Here is a 15,569-nt window from a genome sequence, read left to right on the forward strand (position 1 = left end):
GATCAATTATTGTCCCATCGGACAATAAAATAACCCAGCGGGCAACATAGGGGAAATGCAATGATTCAGCATCTGAAGACAGGCGTGCTTTCCATACTCCTCGGTGCCGTAGCCATGCCGGCATTCGCCGCCGATCCGGAAAGCTGCAAGATGATCCGCATGGCCGAGCCCGGCTGGAACGATCTCGCCTTCACCACTGGCGTCAGCCTCACACTGTTGAAGGCCCTGGGATACGAGCCGCAAAGCTCGCTGCTCGGCATCGACGTCATCTATCTCAGCTTGAAGAACAAGAACCTCGACGTCTTTCTTGGCTATTGGGATCCTGCCATGGTCGCCTACTACAAGCCCTACAAGGAAGACGGCTCAGTTGAGAATGTCGTAACCAACCTGAGGGGCGCTAAATATACATTTGCCGTCCCGACCTATGTCTGGGACGCCGGCGTCAAGGATTTCGGCGACCTCCAGAAATTCCCCGATCAGTTCGAAAAGAAGCTCTACGGCATAGAGCCAGGCTCGAACCAGCTGATGCTGGACGCGGTCAAGGACCCGGCGCTCGGCCTCGCCGGCTGGGATGTGGTAGAATCCAGCGAACAGGGCATGCTTGCGCAGGTGCAGCGCCGCGCAAAGGACAAGGCCTTCATCGTGTTCCAGGGCTGGGCGCCGCATCCGATGAATACCGCGATTGATATCAAGTACCTGACCGGCGGCGACAAGTTCTACGGGCCGGATTTCGGCGCTGCGACGGTCTCGACGCAGGCCCGCAAGGGCTATCTTCAAGAGTGCCCCAACGTCGCGAAATTGCTGCAAAACCTGACCTTCGACATCGATTTCGAAAACAAGGGCATGGGCTATCTGATGACGGACGGCCTGGCTCCGGAAGAGGCCGGCCTGAAAGCCATCGCCAGCGAGCCGCAACGTCTCAACGTCTGGCTGGATGGCGTGACAACCCTCGACGGCAAACCCGGGCTTGAGGCCGTGAAGGCCAAGCTCGCGCTGTGAATCCTTTGCTAGCGGGCATCGTCGATCAAGACGGCTGGGCCGCCCGCAAGCGCATGGTGCGCCTGATCGAGGGGCGGTCGCTGGCGTATATCGATACCGGTGGATCGGGACCGACGCTTCTGTTGCTGCACGGCTACTCGGATTCGAGCCGCAGCTTTTCGCTATTGGAGCCCTGGCTTTGCGGCTTTCGCCTTGTCATCCCGGATCTGCCGGGTCATGGAGGCTCGGTGATCGGGGTGGGCATGACCGTCGCGGATTTCACAGATGACATCGTTGCGCTGATGACGGCTCTCACCGTCGGGCGCTTCGCCGTCGTCGGCCATTCGATGGGAGCCATGATCGGTATTGACCTTGCTGCCCGGCTTCCCGACGTCGTTGCCACACTGGTCACGATTTCCGGCACGGTGCGCCCGGCCTTTCCGCAGCGCGATCCTGTCACGGACGGAATCCTTGCGCTTTGCGATCCGATCGATGCCGGCGATCCATTCTTCGATCTCTGGCACGCTTGTCCGCATCCGGTCGATCCATGCTTCCTCGCCCCCGTCAGGCGTGAGGCCGCAGCTGTCCCAGCTAAGATCTGGCATGGCATTCTTGCATGCTTTTCCACACTTGATCTGACGGAAGCCGCGGCAAAGGTCAAAATACCCGTGCTCTGCATCGGCGGCAGCGAGGATGCGTTGTTCGATGCCGGTCACCGGCTGGCGCTCGAGGGTGCACTCTCAATGGTACAATCGGTCCTCATGGACGGATTTGGGCATAACCCGCACTGGGAGGACCCCGAAAGGGTTTCAGTGGTTCTCCGCGGCTTCTTTCGCGGCCATTTTTGCCTTTAAAGCTCCGCCGCCTGGAATGCCCGGCTTGAGCAATGAGATTGGACGGCGAACTCAAAGAGCTGACGCTGACCACTAACGGCCCTCAACTTGCCTGCTTTGCGCAGGATCTGGCGGATTGCGGCGTGCGTCGCATCAACGGCTTGCTCGATACCCTCGACGCCATCAAATTCCAGAAGATCACCCGCCGGGGCGACTTGGCCAGAGTGATGCAGGGCATCAATGCGGCACTGGAAGCCGGATTGAAGATCAAGCTCAACGCAGTTGCCGTCAGGCCACCCACATCCATCGGATCCGCGCCATGGCGCAGTGGGGAGGCGCAAGCGCCTGATTTCCGCCGACACACGGCATTGGCCATGCAACGTGACAACGCCCCGAAGACATGCCAGCCTCAGCGAAATCATAGTTGTGCAGCGCCCCTTGTTGAATCCAGCAACTGGTCATATATGACATGATATCGGTCTTTAATCGTCGTATCTGGATCATTGGTATGGGATCACCAAAATCAAAGTCCGCCCTTGAAAGGCTTGGGCACGACGTCCGCGGCGCTCGTTTGCGGCGCGGGATCGCCGTGGCCGATATGGCGGTGCGCGCGGGCACGTCGCCGAGCACCATCGCGCGCTTGGAAAAGGGAGACCCCGGTGTCGGGATCGGCACGCTCGCAGATATCCTGGTCGTGCTTGGTCTTGTCGACCGGCTGGCCGACCTGATCGACATCCGCAAGGATGATTTGGGTCTAGCGCTGACCGCCGAACGCCAGCCGCGTCGCGGACGGTCTTTTGCAACCACACTGCGCAGACAGAAGGCCAGGGGTAAGACGGCACAGGATGATCTGGATGTCCTCGATCCGGACGGCGCGTCATTCTGATGCCTGACTTCAACGCCCATGTCGTTCTCGGAGAGAGCCTGACACCCGTTGGCCAGCTTCGTTTCACGCAGGCCGGGCCGCGGCAGTTCTCGGCCTTCGCCTATGATTCTGCCTGGATCGAGACTCCTCGCGCGTTTGCCGTGTAGCCGACCTTTCCCCTTGAAGCTGGGCCATTTCACACATCCGGCCAGTCCGGAAACGTGCGCGATGCACTGGCGGGCGTCTTCGCCGACGCCGCGCCGGATAGTTGGGGCCGCAGGCTTCTCGAGCGCGCCTATGGCAACGGCCTTTTCCGAATTCGAATAGCTGACCCTGTCCGATGATACCTGCCGGCAGGGGGCTCTGCGGTTTCTCGACGATGCAGGGCAAATCATCCGGGGTGGGGCGGCCGATGCTGTGCCACGCCTAGTCGATCTGCAAGCGATCACCGCCATCGCGCGCGCCTATGAGCAGGGCAGGGAGATTTCCGCAGAGGAGATGCAGGCGCTCGCCGGCGCCGGCGGTTCCGGCGGCGCGCGTCCCAAGGCTAATGTCTGGGACGGCGAGACGCTCTGGCTTGCCAAGTTCACGTCGGTCCACGACCAGCAGCCGATCGAACGCGTCGAGGTTGCCACACTCCGCCTCGCCCGGGCGTGCGGCATCCGCACGCCGGAAGTCAGGCTGGAACTGGCCGACACACCATTCCCGGTCGCTCTAATCCAGCGGTTCGACCGGCGCAGGACCGCGCGCATTCCTTACATCTCGGCCCGCACTGCTCTTGGCAAGACCGGGACAGAGCTGGGGTCCTATACGGAGATCGTCGATTTCATGAGGGCAAATGCCGCTGATCCGCGGACCGATTTCCGCGAACTCTTTCTGCGCTTGATCTTCACCATCCTCGTATCGAACAAGGATGACCATCTGAAGAATCACGGTTTCCTCTATGTGGGGGCCGGCCGTTGGCGATTGTCTCCGGTTTTCGATGTGAACCCCGCCCCTGACCGCAATCCGCATCTCGAAACGGCGATACTGGAAGGTGGCGTGCACGACTGGTCGATCCGTCTGGCACTGGAAGCCTGCGAGTTCTTTGAGATCGACGAAGCAGACGCTCGTCGAGTGATCCGCGACGCGGCGCAGCGCATTTCCGATGAATGGCGTGAGGCGCTTCGACAGTCGGGCGTCTCCGGGTCCTTGGCGCGCCAATATGAGCCCGCCTTCATAAACGAGCAGACTGAGATAGCGCTCGCTATGTGAATTTCAGATATGCACGATAATGTCCAATAAGGCATCATATATGACAACTTAATAAGTGCGATCGAGAACATGATCTGAGTTAGTCCTGATTATCGCGCATCTCACATACGCAATATTTTCCCCTTACGCCGCCTGATCTTTCTCAACCAACCCTAGGCGCTTGCCATTCCAGCGCCGAGCACGAGGTGGCTCCTTTTCGGTGTCGATAGACCAGTGTGGCTTAGTTGGGATCTTGCTGAATTTGTGTGCTGTTCGCCATTGTTGCGCGGCAGCATGCGTACTTGTCATCGTGAACTGGTCCGTCCTATTGCCTCACTTCGGTCGGTTGCTCGTGGCGTTGGTCGCACCAGCAGTTTCGCGAGAGAACAATCCCCACAATAAATTTACTCTCCAAATTTACCCTCCGCACTCGCGCTTCGCGCGGCTTGCTGTACCCTTGGGATCACGATAGCGTATACTGGATCTCAACAAAGTCGCAGCCACATGTCGTCCAATTCCGATCGGGTAGAAGTCGCCCTCCGCTCTCTGCGCCAGGCTATCATCGAACAGGCTCTAAAGGCTGGAACCAAACTTCCCGAAGACGAGATTGGGAGGCATTTCGCCATGAGTCGTACCCTGGTACGCGCCGTGCTTGGAAGGCTTCAGACTCAGGGTCTTGTCGATACCTATCACAAGCGGACTGCCACCGTGGCCCAGCCCAGCCTCGACGAGGCGCGCGATGCCTTCGCTGTTCGGCGGGCATTGGAGCGGGAGGTAATGAAGGCGGTCATGAAGCGCTGGAGCCCTGCGGTCGAGAGAGTTTTGGCAGACCATGTGCAGGAGGAGGAAGCGGCCCACGCAAAGGGCGACGTGCGTCTCTCGACACGCCTCGCCGGCGAATTCCACCTCAAGCTCGCCGAACTCTCTGGCAACGCGCTGCTCGAACGCTATCTCTCCGAACTCGTCTCGCGCTGCTCCCTGATCCTGGCTATGTACAGCCGGCCGCATTCCAGCGAATGCGCGATCAGCGAGCATTCCGGTCTGATCAATGCGCTGAGGACGGGCGATCTTGCCACCGCAGAGCACCTCATGGACGCGCATCTTTCGTCGGTGGAAAGTCGGGCCCTGCTTGACGACGAGCAGCCAGCGGAGCCCGACTTAGGCTCGATCCTTTCGCGCTTCTCCGGCAGGGCAACGAATTAGCCTGCCGTTTTTTCAATCAGGTATACAAGAGTGTGCATATTTCGTGGACGTGAACGAGTCCTCGACACTGACACGCGCATCCGTGCATCGGATGCATACGCGTGCCACCTTGTTTTTCCCTCAATGAATCCATGGCCATAACAGCCGAACTGCGCCCCAGCAGCAGCTTGTACGATTTGGCATCCTTATTGCATACCTGATTTGCAGTGTCACGTAGCCAAGATTTCGCCAATGACGTATGCAACATTGACCAGTACAGCAGAACACCGCCTGGAACTTCGCGGCATCCGCAAGGCATACTCCGCCGCGCGCTCTCCACTTTCAACGGGGAAAAGGGCTAGGGTGAGGGGCAAAGACGGGCCCGCATGCTGCTGGCAAAGACACTCATGACAAGTCCAAACGAAGGGAGACCCCGGTGAGCACCGATATACTTTTCACCAACGCGAAGCTGGCCGATGGCACACTCAACGACATCACCGTTTCCGGTGGCCGCATCACCGCAATCTGCCGCCCGGGCCCCGACACGCGTGCCGCCGACACGGTCGATCTATCCGGTGCCCTCCTCGTGCCGAGCTTCGTAGAAGGCCACATCCACCTCGACACAAGTTTTTACGGCGACAAGTGGATCCCGCACAAAGCCTGCACAAACGGCTTCGACGTACACGAACGCGTCGCCTTCCAGGCCCAGAACATGGCCACAGCCGCTCCGATGGACGAGCGTGCCCGCAACCAGCTCGACCTTTGCATCTCCAACGGCACGGTACAGATGCGCAGCCACGTCATGGTGGACGGCTCGGTCGGCCTGAAATCGCTCGAAACCATTCTGGCGGTTCGTGAGGACTACAAGGATATCATTGACATCCAGCTCGTCGCCTTCCCGCAGAACGGCATTCTCAAGAGCCCGGGCACGCCCGAGCTGATGGACGAGGCGATTGCCATGGGTGCCGATCTGGTCGGCGGGCTCGATCCGCTCTCCTTCGACCGCGATATCACGGGCCACCTCGACATCGTCTTCGGCATTGCCGAGAAGCGCGGTGTCGATGTCGACATCCATCTCCACGATGCCGGCACGATGGGCGCCATGACCATCGAGGAAATCTGCGTCCGCACGACGGCGCTCGGCATGCAGGGCCATGTTGCCGTCAGCCACGCCTATGGGCTGGGGGACCTCGGCCCGGATGGGGCCAAGAAAATTGCCGCGTTGATCGCAAGAAGCGGCGTCTCGATCATGACCAATGCGCCCGGCAATCACAATTTTCCGCCGGTTGCGCTGCTGCGCGCAGCTGGTGTCACCGTCTTCAGCGGCAGCGACAATATCCGCGATTCCTGGTGGCCCTTTGGCGATGGCGACATGCTGCGGCGTGCCGAAATCATCGCCTACCGTTCCGGCTTTTACACAGATCCGGAACTGGCGGCCGCTTTCGATGTGGTAACGGCGGGCGGAGCGAAGGCCTTGCGCCTGGAAGGCTATGGCATCGAAGTCGGCGCCAAGGCGGATTTCGTGACGCTGGCTGCCGAACACATAGCCGAAGCGGTGGTGGCTATCCCCAAGCCGCGCCGCGTCTTCAAGCAAGGCAAGCTGGTGGCCGCAAACGGCTCTGTGATCCGCTGATGTCATCTGAAACCCGGCAGGACGCGTGGGCAAACGCGCGCTCCCGCAGTTGCATGGTGACCGCGCCGCATTGGCTCGCCAGCGAGGCGGGAGCCAAGGTACTGCGGCGTGGCGGCAATGCGATCGAGGCGCTGGTCGCGGCTGGCGCAGTCCTGTCCGTCGTCTATCCGCATTTCTGTGGACTTGGCGGCGATGCGGTCTGGATGGTATCGGATGCGGACGGCAACGCGCAGACCTTCCTCGGCATCGGTCAGGCGGCAACCGGTGGCCCGAGAGGCGAAATCCCTTTGCGCGGCAGCCATTCGACGCTGACAACCGCCTGTCTCGTCGACAGTTGGGACGGCGTATTGAACCATTCGGCGAGCGCGTGGGGCGGAACCGAGCATCTGCCTGCCCTTCTCGACGACGCGATCGCCATCGCGGAAGCCGGGTTTCCCGTCAGCCCTTCGCAGAGCTTCTGGCATGATTTCCGCAAGGACGAACTGGCGACATGGCCGGGCTTCACGGACATTTTTCGCGGGCACGGCATCCAGTGCCAGCCGGACCTTGCTCGCTCGCTTCAGGCCATCGCCCGCCATGGCGCCCGCGAATTCTACGAGGGGGCTCTCGCACGCAGCATAGCCGAAGGCCTGGCCGAAGTGGGCTCACCGCTCACTGCGGCCGATCTCGCGGCGACGAAAACCGAAAGCGTTGCCCCCCTGCGCCAGACCTATCGCGATATAACGCTGCTCGCCCCTCCCCCGCCGACACAAGGGGTGACCACACTCGGCATTATGGGGGTGCTCGACCATCTGCCGATGCAAGAGCTCGCGGTCGGCAGCCCGAACCATTACCATGCGCTCGTCGAAGCGGTAAAACAGGCCTTCCTCGACCGGCACCATATCGCCGACCCCCGTTTTGACACCGACATATCGTCCGCGCTTCTCAATCCCGCCCGTCTGAGAGCCAAGGCTGAGGCAATCGATCCGGGCCGCGCTCTTGCCTGGCCGCAGGCCTACCAGCACGGCGACACCGCGCTTCTCGCCGCCGTCGACCCTAAAGGACGCTGCGCCTCGCTGCTGCAGAGCCTCTATTTCGACTGGGGCAGCGGCGTCGTCGCGGGCGAAACAGGCATCCTCTGGCAGAACCGGGGTGCGGCCTTCAGCGCAGATCCCGCGAGCCCCAATTTCTACCAGCCCGGCAAGCGGCCATTTTACACCCTCAACCCCGGCCTGGCGCTCAAGAACCGCCGCCCGCATCTCGTCTATGGCACGCAAGGCGCAGACGGCCAGCCGCAGACCCTGTCCTTGCTCCTGAGCCTCCTTATCGATCATGGCCTTAATCCGCTGTCCGCCCTCTCGCGACCGAGGTTCCTGCTCGGCCGGACGTTTTCCGACAGCCGCGACAGCCTCAAGGTTGAGGAAAACGTCGGAACCTTGACGGTCACCGCACTTGCGGCCATGGGCCACGAGATTTCAACGATTGGTGCCTTCAGCCCGCTTGGCGGTCAAGCGGGGATCATCCGCATCAACGGCGATGGCTTGATCGAAGGCGCACATGACCCACGCAGCGATGGCGGCGCGATAGGCCTATGACCATGTCGAAAAGCTCGTTGTTCGATCTCGTGGTTCGCGATGTCAGGATCGAAGAGGATGGCGCGCTCGTCGACATCGCAGTTCGCGCGGGTCGCATCGAGGCGATCGAAACCGGATTCGTGTGCGAGGCCATCGAGGATGTAGACGGCGGTGGTGCCTTTGCCTTCGGCGGCTTCGTCGATACGCATATCCATCTCGACAAGGCCTGCATCCTTGACCGCTGCACGGTCTGCGAGGGAACGCTGGCCGAAGCGGTGCAGGAGACGGCACGGGCCAAGTCCGGCTTCACGGCAGACGACGTCTATAACCGGGCTGCACGTGTGGTGGAGAAGGCGATCGTCCATGGCACGACCCGGATGCGGACCTTCGTTGAGATAGATCCCCGCGCCGGCTTCCGGTCATTCGAGGCCATAAGGCGGATCAGGACAGATTACGCTTTTGCGATCGACATCGATATCTGCGCATTCGCGCAAGATGGCCTGACCAACGAAGCCGAGACGGAGGGAATGCTCGACGCCGCGCTCACCGATGGTGCCGACCTCGTCGGCGGCTGCCCCTATATGGATCCGGACCCCGAGGGTCATATCGACAGAGTGTTCAAGCTCGCGGTGAAACATGACGTTTCCGTCGATTTCCATCTCGATTTCAGCCTCGATCCGGCCAATACGGACCTGCCGGCGGTGATTGCCGCGACCGAGCGCCATGGCTGGCAGGGCCGCGTGTCGATCGGCCATGTCACCAATCTCTCAGCCATGGCCGAGGCGGACGTTCTTGCGCTCGCCGATCGTCTTGCCAAAGCCGGCATCGCGCTTACCGTGCTTCCCGCAACCGATCTCTTTCTCACCGGCCGCGGCCATGACCTGCTGGTCCCCCGCGGCGTCGCGCCCGCTCATCTGCTTGCCGCACGCGGTGTGGTCACGTCCATCGCCACCAACAACGTCCTCAATCCGTTCACGCCTTACGGCGACGCCTCGTTGATCCGCATGGCCAATCTCTACGCCAATGTCGCGCAGGTATCGCTTGACGCGGATCTGTCGTCGACCTTCGCCATGGTCACCAGCAACGCGGCTCGGCAGATCGGCGCTGTCGTTGACCTGAGATCAGGCGCCGAGGCAACGATTGTGCTGATGGATTGCACCGGCCCCCGCGCTGCCGTGCGTGAGATCTCCCGCGTCGTCGCCGGCTGGAAAAACGGCCGCAAGAGTTTCGACAATGGACGTCCACGAATTCTCCGGCCGACCTAAGAAGCATGTGGTGGTCATGACGCTGGCGCGACGATTTCCGTTTTCCGCCTCCTCCGCAGGTCCTCGGAGACATACCACCCATCCCATTGCGAGAATTGATCGTACACTCTCCGATACCCTTTGCCCTGAAGCAGTTCTTGTATCGCCAGCTCTGTCTTTGGGTTGTTCTCGACTGAGATGAGGTCGAAGCGCCGATCAAATCCGTAGGCGGAAAGAATGTCGAGTTCGCTGCCTTCGGTATCGATAGAAAGGTAGTTTATGACTTCAGGCGCGTCGTGGAAGTTCAGCAAATCGTTCAATGATATTGCTTCAACTTCAATCGTTCTTCCGTGACTGCGTATTTCAGAGAAGTGGTCGTCCCGGGAGAAATCAACAATCGAGCTCAATTCTGGATCGGAGGAATCGGTAACAAGGAATTTCACAGTGGTATGCGATTTGGACGAAACACACCGGTGGTCGATACGGGCAGTTCTGTTTACCGCAAGTTCAGAATGCCAGAGCGGATTGGGCTCGGCCAATATCCCGGACCATCCAAACTTCTTCTCAAGCAACCACGTGTTGCTGTTCTTAAGGCCGTTGGTGGACCCGAACTCAACAAAATAGCCAGCTCTCATCTCGTCCAGTTCGAAACAGACCCACAAATCCTGCATGATCTGTGCTCTTGACCAGGCTCGCCTCGCCAAACAATAACTCATGAAGCTGACGTCGTCGTTCACGATGAGGTCTGCAATCTCTGGCCGGTTCAGCCGAACGGCATTGAACAAACTTGTCTGAAGAGACCGGCTGTCGTGCAGCTTCCTGAAAATCGCGGCAATTCCGGATAGTGCCAGCCTTCTCTTGTCAAACATGCGCCAGCGTCTCCTCAGCAAATCTTTGATTAGAGTTGTCGATGCTTGATATCTATATGGACCAGGACGCACTGTCGTTCGCAAATGCGGGCAATGGCCCTGGCAGACGATCTGCCGAGATCGACGGCGCGACCCCGAGCCTGCCCTTAATCATCCAACAGTCGAGACCGCATGCACTTTCATGTCATCTCTGACTTCGTAGAACTTGTTTCCATCGATATAGATGAAATGGCAGGTTGGCTTCTCACCTTTGCCGTTCGCGCAGGCCTTGTCACCCTTAAACGTGAGTTTGACTTTCACGTCCATCATCTTGCCATCGACGTTGGCCTTTCCGGTGATGGTGCCCTTCTTCCAACTCCACGTTAGATCGGCCTGTACAGGTTTTTCCAGATCAAAAATTTCCACCTTCACATGCTTGCCGTCAGCAAAAGCTTTGAACTCTTCCATGGTTGCCTTCTTGGCCTCTGCTGGAAGGTCTACGGAATAGGCGTTGACGCCCGATAGTAGAAAGACCACCACAGCGATACCTGACGGAATCTTTCTCATGATGAATTTCCCCTCCATCGATCGGCGCCCACTAAATTACAACCCAACGCCCGTCGCTGCAATCATACACAGCCTTGTTATTTATGATGAAGATGCGAGTGATCCCGCCCCGGTCGATGCGAGGTGACCGTAGCCTTGGGGAGGCCGTAGGCCGCGCCTTAACAGACGTTGCAGCCGAGAGGCCGGAGGCAACATGCTTTTCAGCAAGATCGACCCCAGCTGCTCGAAATTCACCGTCAAGGCGCGGCCGCCGTCGAATTGGGTTGTTGCGCGACTTAGAAGATCAACAACAGGTGTTCTCTCAATCATCAATCGATAGATTGTCCCATCGTCCCACGCGGCAGTTAGCAAGGATGCCCCTCCGGTGACCACCGGGCTAACTGGGTTCGCTGTGTCAAAAAGCGAGCGAACCGTGTTTGTCATACATTTGTTCCTCCTGCGCGGGGAACCGAGCCGCAAACACCTCCTTTGCAGCAAACAACCCGTTTAGCGCCGCAGGAAAGCCGGCATAGACGGCCATCTGCATAATTGTCTCGGTTATTTCCTCCCGACTGACCCCGACATTCAGACCCGCCTCGATGTGGACCTTCAGTTGCGGGGCCGCGTTTCCCATCGCCGTCAGCGCCGCAATGGTGGCGATTTCGCGGGCGCGTAGATCGAGACCGGGGCGGCTGTAGATATCGCCAAATGGAAACTCGAAAATGTAGCGCGCGAAATCCGGGGCAATATCCGCCAAGGCCGCAATGACATTGTTGCCCGCCTCGCCGTCGATTTCAGCGAGTGCCCGCTTGCCGCGTTCCAACCGGCTTTCGTCCACGTTCTGGTAGTACTGCGTCATGATCCTTCATCCTCTGTTTTTGTGCCGGAATATCCGACAATCTTTGTGTCGAGGACGAGAAGGCAGGCTTGCAGGTCAGCCACTTGGGCCCGGACGCGTTCCCTATGACGTTGGAGCAACGCGCAACGCTCCGCTTCCGTGCCGACGCCACGTTCCCGTAGGGCTGCGTAACTCAGCATTTCCCGGATTGGCATCCCGGCCGTTTTTAGACGGTCGAGAAACTGAATCCAGATTAGGATTGATGCGTCATAGTCACGTTGGCCCGATTGGTCCCTGTCCGCATAGGGAAGCAGCCCAATCCGCTCATAATAGCGGATGGTGTGAGCCGACAGACCCGAACGCTTGGCTAGTTCACCAATCTTCATGCTCAACCTTCCTTGCCACGACGCCCCCGAGGCTACGGGTTAGAGTGCGCTCTAAGTCAACCCCGGATTTAGAAATTTCCGATTTTCACGACGCCTTTACCTGCTTCTCGCAAAAGTCGCAGAGCTAGGCTGATGTGGGAGATCAGTGACCCGCGCAAATCCGCTGTCACCTCCCGAGTGTTCCACGAAGTGCCGGTTATAAACCCAGACAGTTGTCAGGCTTTCAGGCGCGCCGATGGCTTTGGATCGCGCATTGGCATGGTGGGGAGGGCCGCCGCTGGAACTTAGGCCCGCTTGGCAAATGCGGGGGAACTTGCGAGGTAGCCGCCTATGAGCCACAGGCGCCTGGCGAGCTTACCGAACGGGCGCGGGTTAGCATGGAGCCAGATCTTGCGGCTCGCCAGTAGGTCTATCATGTCGTTGGTCATCTCCGGACAAATGCACAGCATTTGCCGTGTGATCTTTCCGTCGGGTTGCGCTTGAACAACCCAACCCCGGAAAATGCCGAGCTGAACCGTCTTCGACATTTCGATAACGAAGGTCGCTCTGAACTTGGGTCAATTCAAGATAAAGTTGGTGCGCGTCCTCGTCGCTCACCAATGCCCATGGTCTTTTGACAATTTCTGGTGATGAATGGACCCAAAGTTCGGTTGGCTGAGGCCGGAAGAGGTTGACGATTGCGTACCCCGATTTCCGTAGGAAAAGCATCTGTCGCTGTCATCGCGCTGATATTGGCTTCGTTCTTGGCGTTGCTCTCCCTTTGGCTGGTGTCCAGCTATCAGTTGACCGTTCGGAGAGGGAATGAACGCGTTGTTGCGGCTTCGAAGATTGTGGCGGCAAATGCCAACTGGCTTAACTCGCTCGCTCGCGAGACCTTGCATCGTATCGATGACACTCTCGGGCCAAACATTCCAGTTTCTGATCCGGGGCGCATACACGATCTGAATAGTGCCGTGGCAGACCTCCCATCCCAGGTAACGGCCTATGTCGTGAGCGCGGATGGGAAAACCCTTTTCTCGAACGACCGTGACATAAAAGCTATAAATGTTACCGATCGCGACTATTTTATCCGCCTACGGAATGGTGCAGATGAGTATACGTCCTCATTGATTGTCAGCCGCTTGACCCAGCGACAGATTTTCGTGTTTAGCCGGAGGTTGGAACGGAACGGTGCCTTCGCAGGCATTGCGGCTATCGCATTCGACGCCAGCATCATGCGACCGATCAGTGACGCAGTAGACTTGGGCGAAAACTCAACGATCGGATTGATCAGGCGCGATGGCCAGCTAGTAGCTCGACATCCAGAACCGGATGGCCCGGTGAACATGCGCGACTATGTTCTATTCACCGACTACATGCGCAAAGCAACATCTGGGGTGTATCGCTCATCGTCGCCTATCGACAATGAGGATAGGATTGTTGCCTATCGAATACTCGAACGCACTCCCTTCGTAGCGATCGCCTCCGCAGATATCAACGTGATCATGGAGCCATTTTGGGAGGATGCGAAAATCGCCGCTTTGCTGGCTGCTTTTGCGATCGGGGGCGCACTCGCAGCTGGATGGTGGATTCAAAGTTTGATTCGGGTAGACACCCTGCACACACGCCAACTTTCGAGCGCGTTGCAAGCCAACGAAATTCTGATGCGCGAAATCCATCACCGCGTTAAGAACAATCTCCAGACGGTGATGGCATTGATCCGCATACAGGGATTTAGTGGCGACGCGGTCGACCGGCTGAACGAGCGTATCTCCGCGATGTCGGCCGTGCATGAGCAGATGTACGGTTTTGACCAGTTCAGCGGGATTTCCGCACGACAGTTCATTCCCTCGTTTGTGAACAAGCTCGTTGACACGCACGGCCGGAGCGTCACGACCCAACTCGACATCGACGATATCGTCATCGCTGCCGAAAAAGCCACTCCTCTTGCGCTGCTGCTGAACGAACTCATCGCCAACAGTATGAAATATGCTTTCGCCGGCCGTTCGTCCGGCGAAATAGATGTCAGTCTAAAGCAAGGTGTCGACGGCTATTCGGAGCTTGTCGTAGCTGATGATGGCTTGGGTTTTGATGGTCAACCGAGCGATCCCGGGATGGGCACTCGTCTGGTCAAAGCGTTCGTCGGCCAATTGAGCGGCTCATCAGAATACATAGTGTCAGGTGGCACGACGTTCCGTGCTCGGCTGAAGCTAACTGACTGATTTATATAGTTTTATTCTTAGCAAGAGCGTCAAACTGGCAGACATTTTCTGGCGATCCCCGCATGTGAGCGCCCCAATTCGGGAGACGCTCACACGCGGGAAATCCTCGTGTATCAAGCCGCCTCGTCGACGATTGTTTTTTTGGGAATGCCCGGTTTGTCAACTTCGACCTCCACGACATCACCAGGTTTCGTCCAAAGCGGTGGATTGCGCTTGGCACCACACCGCCTGGAGCCTGCTGGCGATAATGTCGCCAGCTTCCCGGCACGGGAAGCTGGAGCATTATTCAATCTGTCGCGCGATATCGAAGGCCATCTGATCGAAAGTGGCGTCCTGGACGACCTCGCCATTTAGGCGGGTCTGCGCAGATGCCCAGCGGTCCAACTTCATCCGGTGTCGTCACCCACCAACCAAACGCACCCGTGTCTTGGAAGTTCTTGTCGTATGACCTTGGAAGTGACGGATGCTGCCATCGTTGTAGCAGGCAAACCCGGCGACGTGAGCTGGTATGAAGTCAATTGCCAGCCCTCCGAACTAGACGGTATCACGGACCGGTTTGCACGAGATCGAACACTAAGCCAGTTCGCCTACGTCAGAAGCACGGTCCTCCGCGGAAGCGGCGGATGCGATCATTGAGACTGGAACCGCACTCACAAACAACGAGGAATGGGAGTTGATGATCCGCCCGGAAGCCAACTTCAGCAAAGGCCCCTCAACTTCTATGACGGTGTCGATGAAGGTTTGTTCCCCCCAACCCTCTGACATCCCCTCAATCAAAACGAACTGATAAGTCGCTCCGTTTTCAAACATTTCGCGCCCCCTTCGCGGTTGTCAGCCTGCCACCAAAGAATGTCATGTCAAGGCCCAGCCGCGAAATGTTGTTTCACCGGCACTTGCGAATGTCTTGTTCAGCCGTCCTTCCCTTGCACCAGCGGTTCCACCTCGTCCCTTTTTTCCGGTCAGGGATCGAACCATGAGGAACACCTCACGATAACGGTCTTGTCCTAAGCGAAACCGATGACCAACGCGAACGGATGGCACTCAATTTGCGATCGCTGGATGCTCTAATGGACCCACTCCAGCTGCGCTCTATCACCGCTTGCGGCGCCGTCGTGCTCCACGGTGGTACGGATTGACTGAGCGGCGGCTAACGTTTGTTAACGCTGAAAGGCATAATGCCGGCACAACTTCCAGGAATCCGTGGAACCGGTTGGTCGACCCAATGATCT

15 protein-coding genes and 2 pseudogenes are annotated in these 15,569 nt (G+C 58.5%); 12 read left to right on the forward strand and 5 right to left on the reverse strand.

The annotated features are described in order from the left end of the window. Positions 1-60: 60 nt before the first annotated feature. The 10 genes and pseudogenes from choX to AC1DMK_RS15030 all read left to right on the forward strand — a co-directional run bounded on the left by choX (position 61) and on the right by AC1DMK_RS15030 (position 9,542). Positions 61-999, forward strand: a complete 939-nt coding sequence (gene choX, locus AC1DMK_RS14985) for a choline ABC transporter substrate-binding protein (RefSeq protein WP_477859988.1) — start codon at positions 61-63, stop codon at positions 997-999. Next, the gene (locus tag AC1DMK_RS14990; protein WP_477859989.1) at positions 996-1,832 is read left to right on the forward strand and encodes an alpha/beta fold hydrolase; all 837 of its coding nucleotides are present in this window, start codon (positions 996-998) and stop codon (positions 1,830-1,832) included. The genes choX and AC1DMK_RS14990 overlap by 4 nt, the downstream gene beginning before the upstream one ends. Positions 1,833-1,876: 44 nt before the next feature. Then, a pseudogene (locus AC1DMK_RS14995) lies at positions 1,877-2,104 on the forward strand (radical SAM protein); the annotation flags it as partial. 215 nt (positions 2,105-2,319) lie between these two features. Further along, positions 2,320-2,697: a helix-turn-helix domain-containing protein gene (locus AC1DMK_RS15000; protein WP_477859991.1), complete on the forward strand. Its 378-nt coding sequence runs from the start codon at positions 2,320-2,322 to the stop codon at positions 2,695-2,697. Further along, positions 2,697-2,843, forward strand: a complete 147-nt coding sequence (locus AC1DMK_RS15005; RefSeq protein WP_477859993.1) for a hypothetical protein — start codon at positions 2,697-2,699, stop codon at positions 2,841-2,843. Before AC1DMK_RS15000 ends, AC1DMK_RS15005 begins: the two co-directional genes overlap by 1 nt. Positions 2,844-3,093: 250 nt before the next feature. After that, positions 3,094-3,930 (forward strand): type II toxin-antitoxin system HipA family toxin, encoded by an 837-nt coding sequence (locus AC1DMK_RS15010; RefSeq protein WP_477859995.1) that lies wholly within the window; start codon positions 3,094-3,096, stop codon positions 3,928-3,930. A gap of 483 nt (positions 3,931-4,413) precedes the next feature. Next, positions 4,414-5,112, forward strand: coding sequence for a GntR family transcriptional regulator (locus tag AC1DMK_RS15015; protein ID WP_477859997.1), 699 nt, complete (start codon positions 4,414-4,416; stop codon positions 5,110-5,112). Between the two features lie 415 nt (positions 5,113-5,527). Next, complete coding sequence (locus AC1DMK_RS15020) at positions 5,528-6,724, forward strand: amidohydrolase family protein (RefSeq protein WP_477859999.1); 1,197 nt, start codon at positions 5,528-5,530, stop codon at positions 6,722-6,724. Then, positions 6,724-8,298 (forward strand): gamma-glutamyltransferase family protein, encoded by a 1,575-nt coding sequence (locus AC1DMK_RS15025; RefSeq protein ID WP_477860000.1) that lies wholly within the window; start codon positions 6,724-6,726, stop codon positions 8,296-8,298. The genes AC1DMK_RS15020 and AC1DMK_RS15025 overlap by 1 nt, the downstream gene beginning before the upstream one ends. After that, on the forward strand, positions 8,295-9,542 hold the full coding sequence (locus tag AC1DMK_RS15030) for an amidohydrolase family protein (RefSeq protein ID WP_477860002.1): 1,248 nt from the start codon (positions 8,295-8,297) through the stop codon (positions 9,540-9,542). Before AC1DMK_RS15025 ends, AC1DMK_RS15030 begins: the two co-directional genes overlap by 4 nt. Positions 9,543-9,556: 14 nt before the next feature. On the opposite strand, the gene AC1DMK_RS15035 is transcribed toward AC1DMK_RS15030, so the two are convergent. The 4 genes and pseudogenes from AC1DMK_RS15035 to AC1DMK_RS15050 form a co-directional block, all read right to left on the reverse strand. Continuing rightward, entirely contained in the window at positions 9,557-10,390 is an 834-nt protein-coding gene (locus AC1DMK_RS15035; protein WP_477860004.1) for an FkbM family methyltransferase, read from the reverse strand. A gap of 150 nt (positions 10,391-10,540) precedes the next feature. Beyond that, complete coding sequence (locus tag AC1DMK_RS15040) at positions 10,541-10,936, reverse strand: hypothetical protein (protein ID WP_477860006.1); 396 nt, start codon at positions 10,934-10,936, stop codon at positions 10,541-10,543. Positions 10,937-11,330: 394 nt separating this feature from the next. After that, positions 11,331-11,774 carry a carboxymuconolactone decarboxylase family protein gene (locus AC1DMK_RS15045; RefSeq protein ID WP_477860008.1) on the reverse strand — a complete coding sequence of 148 codons (444 nt, stop codon included), beginning with the start codon at positions 11,772-11,774 and terminating at the stop codon, positions 11,331-11,333. Next, a pseudogene (locus tag AC1DMK_RS15050) lies at positions 11,710-12,139 on the reverse strand (MerR family transcriptional regulator). The gene AC1DMK_RS15045 and the pseudogene AC1DMK_RS15050 overlap by 65 nt, the downstream one beginning before the upstream one ends. A gap of 677 nt (positions 12,140-12,816) precedes the next feature. Between AC1DMK_RS15050 and AC1DMK_RS15055 the strand changes: the two are divergent. Then, positions 12,817-14,340 (forward strand): sensor histidine kinase, encoded by a 1,524-nt coding sequence (locus AC1DMK_RS15055; protein WP_477860010.1) that lies wholly within the window; start codon positions 12,817-12,819, stop codon positions 14,338-14,340. Between the two features lie 108 nt (positions 14,341-14,448). Beyond that, positions 14,449-14,694 (forward strand): hypothetical protein, encoded by a 246-nt coding sequence (locus AC1DMK_RS15060; RefSeq protein WP_477860012.1) that lies wholly within the window; start codon positions 14,449-14,451, stop codon positions 14,692-14,694. 219 nt (positions 14,695-14,913) lie between these two features. On the opposite strand, the gene AC1DMK_RS15065 is transcribed toward AC1DMK_RS15060, so the two are convergent. Continuing rightward, complete coding sequence (locus AC1DMK_RS15065; protein WP_477860014.1) at positions 14,914-15,150, reverse strand: hypothetical protein; 237 nt, start codon at positions 15,148-15,150, stop codon at positions 14,914-14,916. Positions 15,151-15,569 lie beyond the last annotated feature (419 nt).

This window comes from Rhizobium sp. 05L419 (assembly GCF_056397845.1).